The organism is Microbacterium sp. LWH10-1.2, assembly GCF_038397765.1.
GTDB classification, from domain to species: Bacteria; Actinomycetota; Actinomycetes; order Actinomycetales; family Microbacteriaceae; genus Microbacterium; species Microbacterium natoriense.
In genome coordinates this window covers 2,588,591-2,601,452 of sequence record NZ_CP151638.1, presented here as the reverse complement: position 1 = coordinate 2,601,452, position 12,862 = coordinate 2,588,591, and the positions used below count along the sequence as shown (strand labels likewise).

Sequence of the window (12,862 nt, the reverse complement as noted above, 5' to 3'; positions counted from 1 at the left end):
GACGTAGGGTGGCGGCGCACGGCGCGACCCTACGTCGCAGTCCTCAACAGGCCGTGCGTCCGGCGAGGAATCCGCCGCCGCGGACGTAGGGTCGTGGCATGAGGTACCTCCCCGCCTTCCTCGTCGACGCCGTGCTGGTTCTGATCTTCGCCGTGATCGGACGTGCGTCCCATGGCGAGAGTCCGATCGGCTTCCTCCTCACGGCCTGGCCGTTCCTCGTCGCCCTCGTCGTCGGACATGCCCTCGCCGCCCTGATGGGCAGCGGACCGCGCAAGCCGTGGTCGATCCTGTGGGGCGCCGTCGTCTGGGTGGTGACCGTGGCCGGCGGGATGCTGCTGCGGGTGGTCTCGGGCGATACGGCGCAGGTGCCGTTCATCATCGTCGCCACGATCGTGCTCGGTGTCTTCCTGGTCGGATGGCGGGCGCTCGCCGCGCTGTTGCGTCGCAGGCGGGGTGTGCAGGAGAGCACGACGGATGCCGCGGCATCCGATGCCCCCGAGGAGCCGACGTCGGTCTGAGCCCGCGGGCCGCCGTCGGTCAGCGTGCGGACTGTGCCGCCAGCCGCACGTCGGCGGTGATCTCGCGTCGCGTCCAGGTGAACTGATGCCGGGCGTCGAAGGACCGCGAGCAGCGGGCGCACGAGGTCGCACGCGTCGGACGGCGGTGTCGATAGGTCACGTGCCCTGCGGGGCAGGTGCCGACCCAGGGGGCGAGTTCCACCGCCGTCTCGCCGTGATGCGTGGTGCCGCCGACGTAGCCCAGATCGCGCGCGACGCGCTTCCAGGTCGGGCCGTGCGCCGCTCGATGCCCGGCGAGCGCGTGGGCCACCTCGTGCAGCAGCACCTGATGGATCTCATCGTCGTCGAATCGCGCGGCGAGATAGCGCGACACGGTGATCCGTTTGTTCGTGTAATCGCACTGTCCTGCACGGCGCTTCGCATTGTCGAAGCCGAACGACCAGCTGTCATCGAGATGCAGCGTGATCAGTGCTTCGCCCCAGACGCGCACACGGTCGAGTTCCGCCATGCGCCCAGGCTAAGCCATGCCGGGGACGTTGAGGTCGGCGCGACGCACCGCGTCAGGGTGAAGGGGCGGATTCAGCCCGCGACGAGCTGCGTCGATCGACGACGCTCCGCCGCGTCGATGGCGAGCAGCGCCGTCTCCAGCTCGCGGTCCTCGGCGCCGGCCTCGCGGCGCAGGAAGAGCGACCTCTTGAAGCTCTCGCGTGCGGTCTCGTAGTCCTCGGCCTCGTATGCGTTCTTGCCGTGGTGCTGGTGGGCGAAGGCGGCGATCGACAGCCACCGCTGTCCTTCGGCCTCGTCGGCGCAGGTGGCGAGCTCCTGTTCGGCCGCCGCGTGGGCGCCGCGGAACTGCAGGACGGTCGCGTGCAGCACGCGGGCGCGCAGAACGTCCTTGCGGGTGCCGGCCATGCGGGCCTGGCGCACGGCCTCGTCCGCCAGCGCGAGCGCATCGTCGAGGCGTCCGAGCACCTTCAGCAGCCACACGCGCTCCAGCAGAGCCGGAAGGCTGCGCTGATACTCGATCTCGGCGAGCCTCGTCTCGCACTCATCGAGATCGACCAGCTCGCGGAGGGTGTCCTGGTCGTATCCCCGGATGAAACTCATTGCTCTCCTTCCGCAGCGTCCCGCGTTCCAGTCTGCATGGCCTCGCCGCGGTCGCGGGGGCGGCGCGCCCCGCTCCTCGGCATCCGATTCCGCAGGTCGTGCTCCGCCCGGGCTGAGGAGCCAAAGATCGTTGAATGCTGGGCCCCCGAAGGGACACATTTTGACCCTCACGTATGCGAGGGCATGACGGGGCGAGAGGGCCACGGCAGGAGGGGCGAGATGCTTCTTGACCTCCACTTGCGCTGCGCGCGGTGCGTGAGGGGTCATGAAGTGTTGGGTGCGGGGCTCGTGAGGGGACGTGTTGCGACCTCTCGCGCAAGGGAGCGCGGGGCACACGGGGTGAGGGGTCATGAAGTGTTGGGTGCGGGGCTCGTGAGGGGACGCTTTTTGACCCCTCAGCCCGGCAAAGTGCCGCGAGAGTGAAGGCGGCGGGTCAGCGCAGGAAGAGGGAGGCGTCGGGGCGAGGGGATGCCACGGCATCCGCGTCGGTCACCACTCTCGCGCCCTGGATGAACGAGGCGACCTCCGCGCCCTGGGCGATCTTCGCGGGATGCGGACCCGCCGCGAGCATCCTCGGCAGCCACTCGGTGGGCAGCGGGGTGGCGGATGCCGCGATCACGAGGTTGCCGAAGCGGCGGCCCTTGAGCACCTGGGTGTCGGCGAGGATGCCGATCTCTGGGAGCACCTCCGCGACGGTCGCGGCCTGGCGTCGGGCGAAGGCGAGGCCCGGTCCGTCGGCCACGTTCACGAGCAGCACGCCGGATGGCGCCAGCAGCTCGCGCAGTTCCCGGTAGAACTCGACGCTCGTGAGGTGCGCGGGAGTCTGCGCTCCGGAGTAGACGTCGGAGACGACGAGGTCGCACGCGCCCGTGAGCGCCGGTGGCAGCTTCTGCACGCCCGCCCTCGCATCGCCGATGCGCACGCGGATCGCCGCGCCCCGGGGCAGCGGCAGGTGCTCGCGCACGAGTGCCGCGAGCGGACCCTCGAGCTCGATGACCTGCTGACGGGAGCCGGGCCGCGTGGCCTCGACGTAGCGAGGGATCGTCATGGCGCCCGCACCCAGGTGCACGGCCGTCAGCGCGCCAGCGGGCAGCTGGTCGATCACGGCGCCCATGCGCACGATGTACTCGAAGTGCAGATGCGTCGGGTCGTCGGGATCGACGTGCGACTGCGGGGTGTCGTCGACGATCAGCTCGAACCCGCTCGTGAACTCCGAGGGCACGATGCGGGCTAGGCCTCCCTGGTCGAGTCGGGCCTGCGGATGCTCGGTGTCTCGTGCGCGCGTCCTGCCCATGCTCCGAGACTACGCCGTCGTGCTCCGAGCCCTATGCGGTCGTGCTCCGCCCCCACGTGGTCACTTCGACTGCCTGCCGTTGGAGCAGGTCTCCTGATCCACGGACTGTCCCGAGATCTCCGGGGGCAGCGTCGTGCGCACCTCGGGAGTCTCGGTGGGCGTCGCGGTCTCGACCGGAGGCGTGGTGGGCGCCGGGGTGACCAGCTCGACGCCGGAGTTCGTCGCCACGTCGCCGGAGAGGGCGATCGGCTGCCCAGCGATCAGCGCCTGCCAGAGCTGCTCGGCGGCGGCTTCGTCGGGAACGACCCTGTTGCTGTCCGTCGGGTCTGCTCCGTTGGGGAACTGCACGAACACGAAGTCCGAGAACGGCACGTCCTTCAGGGCGAGGCCGAGCTGCGTCAGCGTGAGCGCGTTGTTGAGCGATTCGCTGGGGACGATGTTGTCGGCGACGGTGGTCGCCAGGCGCAGCACCTTCGCCGGATCGGTGAGCGTCTCGGCGCTGAGGATCTTCTTCGCCAGACGCGACATGTACTGCTGCTGGTTCGAGATGCGGGCGAGGTCGCTCTCGTCGCCGACGCCGTGCCTGGTGCGGATGAACGCGAGAGCGTCCGGGCCCGACACCGTGTGGGTGCCCGGCGGCAGGTTGATGCCGGCCTGCGAATCGCGGATGCCCTTGCCCGCGACGCAGACCTCGACGCCGCCGATCGCGTCGGTGATCTCGATCACACCGTCGAAGCTGATCTTGGCGGCGAACCCGATGGGGATGCCGCTGAGCTCGGAGACGGTCTTCACGATGCAGGAGACGCCGGCGCGGTCGAACAGGCTGTTGAAGGCGACCTTGGGGGAGGAGGGCGCAGTGGAGCCGTCTTCTCTCGTGCAGGACGGCACCTTGACCATGAGGTCGCGCGGGAAGGACACCACCGTGACGTTCCGCGGTTCGGCGGAGACATGTACGAGGAGGTTCACGTCGTTGCGGATGCCGTCGTCGACCTTCTCGCAGCGCTCGGCGAGGTACTGCTTCGAGATCTCCCCGCATTCGTCCGTGCCGACGACGAGGATGTCGAACGACTTGTCCGCAGGATAGGGGCCGAGAGCGGGTGGTGCGACCGTGGGGGCGCCCTCGAGGACGACGGCGCCGTCGCCGATGCGGTTCGCGAAGTCGGCGACGAGGTATCCGGCCACGGCGATCGCCGATACGAGCACGACGCTCAGGGCGATGCCGGTCAGCTTGAGCCCGACGGAGAGGCGAGAGGGGGAGGGCAGATGGGCGTGACGTGCGACGGTCGAGCGGTCGGTGCTGTCGTGGGGACGGCGCATGGGCTGAGCCTACCTTTGGAAATTTGTGTCACGACGAGATGACGATCTTGAGAATTAGTTGCAGCGAATTAGTTAGTCGTGGATACTTATCTCAGTTGGTGAGCACCCGATGCCGCCAGGACGTTTCAAAGAGGAGATCCCTGATGCACAAGCGCATTCTCTCGGCTGTGGCGCTGGGCGCCGTGGCCACCCTGGGCCTTGCAGCCTGCTCGAGCGGTGGAGGAACCGGCTCCAGTGATGGCGGATCCGTCGACGGAAAGGGCAAGGAGCTCACCGTCTGGATCATGAAGGGCACCAACCCCGACTCGACCGCCTTCTACGACGCCGTCTCCAAGGAGTTCAAGAAGGAGACCGGCGCGACGGTCAAGATCGAAGAGGTCCAGTGGGCGGATGCGCACGACCGCTTCGTGACCTCGATCGCCGGACAGACGACCCCCGACATCGCCGAGACCGGCACCACCTGGACCGCCGAGTTCGCCGATGCCGGCGCACTGCTGCCCATCGACGACTACGTCGCCGCCGAGAAGGGCCTCGACAAGGACCTCGTCGAGGGCCTCAAGGTCGCGGGCACCTACGACGGCGAGCTCTACGGCATGCCGTGGTACGCCGGCGTCCGCTCGCTCGTGTACCGCACGGACGTCTTCGAGGAGCTCGGTCTCGACGCTCCGAAGAACTGGGACGACATCGTCGCCGCCGGCGAGGCCATCAAGGCCGCCAAGCCCGACATGCTGCCCTTCCCGGTTCCGGGTGACGCCGAGTTCCAGGTCTACCCCTGGGTCTGGGGCGCGGGCGGAGAGGTCGCGACCCTCGACGGCAAGACGTGGACCAGCGAGCTCGACAGCAAGAAGTCCCAGGAGGGGATCGAGTTCTACACCGACCTCGCGACGAAGCACGGCTTCTCGTCGGCCGGCGCCACGACCTGGAAGGAGACGGACCTCCGCGACGCCTTCACCCAGGGCAACGTCGCCATGATGCTCTCGGGCTCCTGGACCCCCAAGGCCCTCATCGAGGCCAACCCCGAGCTCGACGGCAAGATCGGCGCCGCGGTCATCCCGGGCAAGGACGGCGGTATCGCCCCCTCCGTGCTCGGCGGCTCGCACCTGTCGATCTTCAACACGACCAAGAACGCCGACCTCGCCTGGAAGTTCGTCCAGCTCATGACCACCGGCAAGTTCGCCGAGCAGTGGTCGCAGGAGACCGGCTACTTCCCCGGCGTGCAGTCGGCGATGGAAGAGGCCCTCGCCTCGACCGACCCGCTGGTCGCCCCGTTCGCGCAGCAGATGGTCGAGGGCGGTGCATCCGTGCCCGTCACCCCGAACTTCGGTGCCGTGCAGGCGAAGAAGACCACCAACTCGATGATCCAGGCCATCCTCAGCGGGCAGAAGGACGTCGCCACGGCGACGAAGGATGCCGCTGCCGAGATGACCGAGCTCCTCAACCAGTAGGAAAGTCTCCCTCCATGTCGATGGTGCAAGCACCGCTGCCGGCCACGAAGGCGGAGTCCTCCTCCGCCTCCGTGGCCGGCAGGCCGCGCGGGTTCTCCCTGGTGAAGGCCCGCCCGTGGCTTCTTCTCGCTCCCGGCCTGATCATCCTCGCGGTGCTCATGCTGTGGCCCCTCGTGCAGGTGTTCCTCTTCTCGCTGCAGGACTACGGTCTGCGCGAGATCAACACCGGCGAGCAGAACTGGATCGGCCTCGAGAACTACGCGAAGGCGCTCAGCGACCCGCAGCTGTGGACCGTCGTGCTGCCGAACACGGTCGGCTTCGCCGCCGTCGCGGTGTTCGTCACCGTCGCCGTCGGCACGCTCGTCGCCCTGCTGCTCGCGAAGCTCGGCCCGGTGTGGCGCACCATCGTCTCCAGCTGCATCATGGTCGCCTGGGCGATGCCCGCGGTGACCGGCACCTACGTCTGGACCTTCATCTTCGATGCCGACCGCGGCATCTTCAACGCAGTCCTGCAGGACCTCGGGCTGATCGACGAGCCCGTCAACTGGTTCACGAACCAGTGGTCGTTCTACGCCATCGTCCTCCTCAACGTCGTGCACCACGGCTTCCCGTTCGTCGCGATCACGGTGCTGGCCGGACTCCTCGGCGTCTCGAAGGAGATGCTCGAGGCCGCCGCCCTCGACGGTGCGAACGCCTGGCGCCGGTTCTGGCAGATCGTCTTCCCGACGCTCAAGCCCGTGTTCTCGGTCGTCATCATCCTGTCGACGATCTGGGACTTCAAGGTCTTCGCTCAGGTGTACCTGATGCCCGGCGGAAACGGAGGCAACCGCTCCGTGCTCAACCTCGGCGTGTGGTCGTACGTCGAGTCCTTCGGTCAGAACAAGTACGGGTTCGGCGCTGCCCTCGCTGTGCTGCTGACCCTCGTGCTGATCGGCATCACGATCGTGTACATCCGCTCCCTCATGAAGGAGGACGAGCTGTGAGCTCCCGTCGGTCTGTCATGTCGAGGGTCGGCACAGGCGTCGCGATCGCCGCCGTCCTGATCTTCACCCTGTTCCCGGTGTACTGGATGGTCTCCAGCGCCCTGGACAAGAAGGCATCGAGCGGCGGGCAGTCGCTGCTGCCGCAGGAGTTCACGTTCGACAACTTCGCCTTCGTCCTCACCGACGGCGGCTTCGGCACCTACCTGCGCAACTCGGCGATCGTGGCACTGGTCACCGTCCTCGTCAGCGCGCTGGTCTGCCTGCTCGCGGCGGTCGCCGTCGCCCGGTTCCGCTTCAAGTTCCGCACCACCATCCTCATGATGATCCTCGTGGTGCAGATGGTGCCGCTCGAGGCGCTCGTCATCCCGCTGTTCCTCCAGGTCAAGAGCCTCGGGCTGCTCAACAGCATCCTGGGTCTGATGGTCGTCTACGTGGCGCTGTCGCTCGCCTTCGGCATCTGGATGCTGCGCGGCTTCGTCGCCGCGGTCCCGGTCGAGCTCGAGGAGGCCGCGTACATCGACGGTGCGAGCTGGTGGCGGATGTTCCGCTCGATCCTGCTGCCGCTGGTCATGCCCGGCCTCGTCGCGACGAGCATCTTCAGCTTCATCACGGCGTGGAACGAGTTCATCTTCGCCATGACGATCCTCGGCAGCGCGACCGATCAGTACACGGTGTCGATCGGACTCAAGTCGTTCTTCGGCCTGCACTCCAACGACTGGGGCAGCATCATGGCCGCGTCGACGATCATCACCATCCCGGTCATGATCTTCTTCGTGATCGTGCAGCGCCGCCTCTCGGCCGGCATGGTGGCGGGAGCGGTGAAGGGATGAGCGGCGACCTCACCCGCCTCGCCAACGGCGTGCTCTGGCCGGGCTTCTTCGGCACGACGGCCCCCGCGTGGCTCCTGGAGGAGCTGCGCGATGGTCTCGCCGGCGTCGTCTACTTCGGTCAGAACATCAGCGACGATCTCGCCTCCCTCAGCGAAGAGATCCTCGCCGCCCGACCGGACGCGCTGATCGGCATCGACGAGGAAGGCGGCAGCGTCACCCGCCTCGAGACGGCCACGGGCTCGACCCTTCCGGGGGCGGCTCAGCTCGGCCGCCTCGACGACGTCGCGGCGACCGAGGCCACCGGCGCCGAGCTCGCACGACGCGTGCGTGCGATCGGCGGCAACGTCGTCCTCGGACCGGTCGCCGACGTGAACACCGACCCGCGCAACCCCGTGATCGGCGTCCGCTCCTTCGGCAGTGACGAGCAGCTCGTCTCCCGGCACACGGTGGCGGAGGTGCGCGGCATCCAGAACGGCGCCGTCGCGGCCTGCGTCAAGCACTTCCCCGGTCATGGGGACACCCATCTCGACTCGCATCATTCGCTTCCCGAGATCGCCCTGCCGGTCGAGGAGTTCGAGCGCGTGCACCTCGAGCCGTTCCGCGCCGCGATCGCCGCCGGCGTCGACACGATCATGACCGCGCACATCGTCGTCCCCGCGTGGGGCGAGGAGCCGGCGACCCTGAACCCGCGGGTCCTGGGGATGCTGCGCGAGATGGGCTTCGAAGGCGTGATCATCACCGATGCGCTCGACATGGCCGCGATCCGCGAGACCGTCGGCATCGGCGGGGGAGCGGCCAAGGCCCTGGCCGCGGGGGCCGATCTGCTGTGCATCGGAAACCCGACCAACCCGGGCGAGGCCGCGCTTCCCGACCAGGATCTCCGCGACTTCCTCGCGGCGCGCGACGGCATCGTCGCCGCTCTCCGCGACGGCTCGCTGTCGGAGGAGCGGGTCCGTGAGGCGGCGGGTCGCGTCGCCGCGCTGGCCGCGAGACTGCGGGAGGCGGATGCTGTGCAGGTCGCCGACTTCGACGCGGCCGAGGTGGTCCGCAGGGCCGTCGCCGACGCGGGCGTCGCACCGGCATCCGCTCTCTCCGTCGTCGATGCGCGCCGCCGCTCGTCGCTCGCCGTCGACAGCGCTGCGGGCTATGTCGCCGCAGCGCTGGCCGGCGACGGCCACCGGGTGCGGCTCGACGTGGCGAGCACCGGCGTCGAGGAGCAGGATGCCGCGCTGGACGCGGCGGTCGCCGCCGAGGGCACCACGGTGATCCTCGTCGACCGTCCCGACGCCGATCCGGCGCAGCGGGCCCTCGTGGAGCGCGCAGCGCAGCGCGATGCGGCCGCCGTCGCCGTCAACGTCGGGCTGGCCGCCGAGCGCCCGCTGGCACTGCCCACCGTCGAGGTGGGAGCCGCGAGCCGCATCGGGGCTCTGATCGCCAGGGAGACGCTGCTCGGCCGCGTAGGCTGAGCGCGGAGGCCACCGTGGACGCTGACGTTCTCGCACTGGTTCGGCGATCCCTTCCTCGGTTGAGCGCCGCCGAAGCGAGGGTCGCCGACACGATCCTGGGCGACCCGACGCTCGTCGTCGACCTCGCGATCAACGACCTCGCGAAGTTGTGCCGCACCTCGGTCTCCACGGTCGCCCGCTTCGCGCAGTCGCTGGGCTTCAGCGGCTATCGCGAGCTGCGGGTCGCCGCCGCGCGCACGATCACCCTCGCGCAGGCCCAGCAGGCGCGCTTCGGCCTCGACACGACGGCGATCGATCCGGAGGACGGGCCCACGGCGATCGGCGCGAAGATCGCCGCGCAGGAGATCGACGCGATCGAGAAGACGGCGCTGGGCGTCGATGCCGAGGCGCTCGACAGGGTCGCGCGCGCGGTCGTGGCGGCTCGCCACATCGACGTCTACGGGCAGGCGGCCTCGTCGCTCACCGCGCAGGATCTGCAGCAGAAGCTCGCGCGGATCGGCTGCTCGGTGGCGCACTCCGCCGATCCGCATCTGGCACTCACCACGGCGTCCCTTCGCACATCCGACGACGTCGCGATCGCGTTCTCGCACGGCGGGGAGACCGCCGAGGTGGTGCGCGCGGTGGAGGTCGCCAGGGATGCCGGCGCGCTCACGGTCGCCGTCACGAGCGTCGAGGAGTCGACGCTCGCCCTCGCCGCCGACGTGGTGCTGCTCACCCACGCGCAGGAGTCGCCCTTCCGGATGGCGGCGATGTCCAGCCGCATCGCACAGCTCGTGCTCGTCGACATCCTGTTCGTCAGGGTCGTGCAGCATCGCGGACTGCCCGTCGTGATCCCGCTCCAGCTGACGCACGACGCCGCGACCCGCCGAGGGCGCTGAGCCGCGTGTCGTCTCGCTGCGCTCGCTCAACGACCGCGGCGGTCTCGTCCCGCGGGGTGTGGGCTCTTCTTCGCGGAGCGGGCGGCGTCACCTCCGCGGGGTGGGCGCCTTCCCCTCCGTCGAGTGGGCGCCGTCTCCTCCGCGGGGTGAGCGGCGTCTCCTCCGCGGGTCGTTGAGCGAGGAGCGCAGCGACGAGACGAAACGGGGTGTCGTCCGACGCGCCTCAGTCGACGTGGTCGCGCGTGCTCGCCAGGGCGCGCGTGGCGATGCGGTGCGCGCGGGAGAGACTGCCGCTGAGTGACAGGCCCGTGAGGATGCCGGCCAGGAACCCGGCCGCGAACGCGTCGCCGGCGCCGATCGTCTCCACGACGGCGACGTCGAGGGCGTCGCTGTGCGTGCGCTCCGATCCGTCGAAGGCCTCGGCCCCGCGGGAGTGCGTCGCCAGCAGATATCGGGGTTCGGGGAACAGCTCGCGGAGGCGCTCAGGGTCGGAGGTGCCGAACACGGCCTCGGCATCCGGCCGGGTGCAGAACAGCACGTCGGAACGCCGTGCATAGGCGGCGATCAGGGCCTTTCCCTCGTCTTCCCGCCCGCGCCACAGCGCAGGGCGCCAGTTCACGTCGAAGCTCACCAGACGCTCGCCCCGTGGGGCGTCGAACAGTGCGTCCTGCGCGGCACGGGCGCTCGCCGAGAGGGCGGGCGTGATGCCCGAGGTGTGTACGAGCGCGGCCTGATCGAGCAGAGCGGATGCTGCCGGAGACGCGAGGGTGCCGGGGGAGAGAGCGGATGCCGCAGAGCCCTTCCGGTAGTAGTGCATGGTGCCGTCGATCGAGCCGTCGGGCAGCGGGGACAGCTCCTTCACGTAGAGACCGGTCGGGGCGTCGGGATCGACCTCGACCGCCGAGTCGTCGACGCCGTGGTCGCGCAGCTCGCTGCGCAGGAAGCGACCGAAGCCGTCGTCTCCGACGCGCGACACGACGGCGGTGCGGATGCCCGCCGAGGCGAGGGCGATCGCGGTGTTCCACTCGGCGCCGGCGAGTGATCTGCGGAAGGTCTTGCAGTCCTCGAGCGGGGCCGCCGCGACCGGTACGAGCGAGATCAGACCCTCGCCGACGCAGACGGCGAGGGGAGAGGTGTCGGGCACGTCTCCGACGCTACCGGATCGCCCCGGCACCCGTGAGTCCGATACCGGATCGCAACCTGCAAGCATTTGGCATCTATGGATTCGCTGGGTAGCGTCGAGGGATCACCGTGTCCGGGGGCGAAGAGGCTCCCGGGTCGCGCAACGAAGCGCCCCAACAGGGAAGGTCACACCATGCACCACACAGTCACACGACGGCGGGGTCTCATCGCCGTCACCGGAGCCGCTCTCGCCGCTCTCGTCCTGGCGGGTTGCGTCGCCAGCGAGCGCGGAGACAAGGGCGACACCGCCTCCGGCGACGTCGACGGCACGTTCGTCTTCGCCGCGTCCTCCGACCCGGCGAGCCTCGACCCCGCCTTCGCCCAGGACGGCGAGAGCTTCCGCGTCTCGCGTCAGATCTTCGAGGGTCTCGTCGGCACCAAGCCCGGCACCGCAGACCCGGCTCCGCTGCTCGCGGAGTCGTGGGAGTCGTCCGACGACGGCATGTCCCACACGTTCACGCTCAAGAAGGACGTCACCTTCCAGGACGGCACCCCGTTCAACGCCGAGGCCGTCTGCGTCAACTTCGACCGCTGGTACAACTGGACGGGCCTGGCCGCGTCCGAGGCCTTCGGCTACTACTACAACAAGCTGTTCCACGGCTACGCCTCCACCGCGGCTGACGCCGTCTACAAGTCCTGCACGCCCGACGGCGACGACAAGGTCACGATCGAGCTGAACAAGCCGTTCGCCGGCTTCGTCGCCTCGCTGTCCCTGCCCGCGTTCGCGATGCAGAGCCCCTCGGCGCTGAAGGAGTTCGGCGCCGACGAGGTGTCGGGATCCGCCGAGGCCCCCGTGCTCTCCGAGTACGCCATGGGCCACCCCGTGGGCACCGGTCCCTACCAGTTCGAGGAGTGGGCTCCGGGCGAGCAGGTCACGCTCAAGTCGTACGACGGCTATTGGGGCGACAAGGGCCAGATCGACGAGATCATCTTCCGCACGATCGACGACCCGACCGCACGCCGCCAGGCGCTCGAGTCCGGCTCGATCGACGGCTACGACCTGGTCGGCCCCGCTGACACGAAGGCGCTCTCCGACGACGGCTTCACCATGGTCGCCCGTCCGCCGTTCACCATCCTCTACCTGGCGTTCAACCAGGCGGTGCCCGAGCTGCAGAACCCGAAGGTCCGCGAGGCGCTCTCCTACGCGATCGACAAGGACGCGCTGATCAGCCAGGTGCTCCCCGAGGGCACCAAGAAGGCCATCGAGTTCGTCCCCGAGGTCGTCAACGGCTACAACCCCGACGTCACGACCTACGACTTCGACCCCGAGAAGGCGAAGTCGCTGCTCGCCGAGGCCGGCTACACCGAGGCCAACCCCCTCAAGCTGACCTTCAACTACCCGGTCAACGTCTCGCGTCCGTACATGCCGGACCCCGAGCAGATCTTCACCGTGCTGTCCACGCAGCTCAAGGAGGTCGGCGTCGAGACCACCCCGGTGTCCGAGGAATGGGTCGAGTACCTCGACCGCACCACCGGCACGTCCGACCACGGCATCCACCTGCTCGGCTGGACCGGCGACTACAACGACACCGACAACTTCGTCGGCGTCTTCTTCGGACAGAAGAGCTCCGAGTGGGGCTTCGACAACCCCGAGCTGTTCCAGAAGCTTGCAGATGCCCGCGGCGTCTCCAACCTCGAGGAGCAGAGCAAGCTCTACGAGCAGATCAACGAGGATGTCGCGCAGTTCATCCCCGGTGTCCCGCTCGCGCACCCGGCGCCGACCCTGGCGTTCGATCCCCGCGTGAAGAGCTACCCGGCCAGCCCGGTGAACGACGAGGTCTTCACGGACATCGTCCTCACCAAGTAACGGGCTGACGCCGACAACCGGTCGTTGAGCGAGGA

The 12,862-nt window shown here is 69.0% G+C and carries 12 protein-coding genes; 7 read left to right on the top strand and 5 right to left on the bottom strand.

Annotated features, from left to right (window positions below; translation table 11 throughout):
* Window positions 1-98: 98 nt before the first annotated feature.
* A complete protein-coding gene (locus MRBLWH10_RS12405) occupies window positions 99-518 on the top strand; it encodes a DUF3054 domain-containing protein (RefSeq protein WP_105676052.1) in 420 nt (139 codons plus the stop codon).
* 19 nt (window positions 519-537) lie between these two features.
* On the opposite strand, the gene MRBLWH10_RS12400 is transcribed toward MRBLWH10_RS12405, so the two are convergent.
* The 4 genes from MRBLWH10_RS12400 to MRBLWH10_RS12385 form a co-directional block, all read right to left on the bottom strand.
* Window positions 538-1,026, bottom strand: coding sequence for a SprT-like domain-containing protein (locus MRBLWH10_RS12400; protein ID WP_105676054.1), 489 nt, complete (start codon window positions 1,024-1,026; stop codon window positions 538-540).
* 71 nt (window positions 1,027-1,097) lie between these two features.
* Window positions 1,098-1,625, bottom strand: a complete 528-nt coding sequence (locus MRBLWH10_RS12395; protein WP_105676056.1) for a hypothetical protein — start codon at window positions 1,623-1,625, stop codon at window positions 1,098-1,100.
* 433 nt (window positions 1,626-2,058) lie between these two features.
* On the bottom strand, window positions 2,059-2,919 hold the full coding sequence (locus MRBLWH10_RS12390; RefSeq protein WP_341940095.1) for a fused MFS/spermidine synthase: 861 nt from the start codon (window positions 2,917-2,919) through the stop codon (window positions 2,059-2,061).
* Between the two features lie 60 nt (window positions 2,920-2,979).
* Complete coding sequence (locus MRBLWH10_RS12385) at window positions 2,980-4,236, bottom strand: LCP family protein (protein WP_341940094.1); 1,257 nt, start codon at window positions 4,234-4,236, stop codon at window positions 2,980-2,982.
* Window positions 4,237-4,379: 143 nt separating this feature from the next.
* Between MRBLWH10_RS12385 and MRBLWH10_RS12380 the strand changes: the two genes are divergently transcribed.
* The 5 genes from MRBLWH10_RS12380 to MRBLWH10_RS12360 are packed head-to-tail and all read left to right on the top strand — an operon-like array spanning window position 4,380 to window position 9,838.
* Window positions 4,380-5,681 (top strand): sugar ABC transporter substrate-binding protein, encoded by a 1,302-nt coding sequence (locus MRBLWH10_RS12380; protein ID WP_105676062.1) that lies wholly within the window; start codon window positions 4,380-4,382, stop codon window positions 5,679-5,681.
* 14 nt (window positions 5,682-5,695) lie between these two features.
* The gene (locus tag MRBLWH10_RS12375; protein ID WP_223587013.1) at window positions 5,696-6,664 is read left to right on the top strand and encodes a sugar ABC transporter permease; all 969 of its coding nucleotides are present in this window, start codon (window positions 5,696-5,698) and stop codon (window positions 6,662-6,664) included.
* The gene (locus MRBLWH10_RS12370; protein ID WP_341940093.1) at window positions 6,661-7,494 is read left to right on the top strand and encodes a carbohydrate ABC transporter permease; all 834 of its coding nucleotides are present in this window, start codon (window positions 6,661-6,663) and stop codon (window positions 7,492-7,494) included. Before MRBLWH10_RS12375 ends, MRBLWH10_RS12370 begins: the two co-directional genes overlap by 4 nt.
* A complete protein-coding gene (locus MRBLWH10_RS12365) occupies window positions 7,491-8,960 on the top strand; it encodes a glycoside hydrolase family 3 N-terminal domain-containing protein (protein ID WP_341940092.1) in 1,470 nt (489 codons plus the stop codon). The genes MRBLWH10_RS12370 and MRBLWH10_RS12365 overlap by 4 nt, the downstream gene beginning before the upstream one ends.
* A 14-nt stretch (window positions 8,961-8,974) precedes the next feature.
* Complete coding sequence (locus tag MRBLWH10_RS12360; protein WP_105676071.1) at window positions 8,975-9,838, top strand: MurR/RpiR family transcriptional regulator; 864 nt, start codon at window positions 8,975-8,977, stop codon at window positions 9,836-9,838.
* A 223-nt stretch (window positions 9,839-10,061) separates the two neighbouring features.
* Here MRBLWH10_RS12360 and MRBLWH10_RS12355 read toward each other — a convergent pair whose 3' ends face one another.
* Entirely contained in the window at window positions 10,062-10,982 is a 921-nt protein-coding gene (locus tag MRBLWH10_RS12355) for a sugar kinase (RefSeq protein ID WP_341940091.1), read from the bottom strand.
* 171 nt (window positions 10,983-11,153) lie between these two features.
* On the opposite strand from MRBLWH10_RS12355, the gene MRBLWH10_RS12350 reads away from it, so the two are divergent.
* A complete protein-coding gene (locus MRBLWH10_RS12350) occupies window positions 11,154-12,827 on the top strand; it encodes an ABC transporter substrate-binding protein (protein ID WP_105676075.1) in 1,674 nt (557 codons plus the stop codon).
* The last annotated feature ends 35 nt before the right edge of the window (window positions 12,828-12,862 follow it).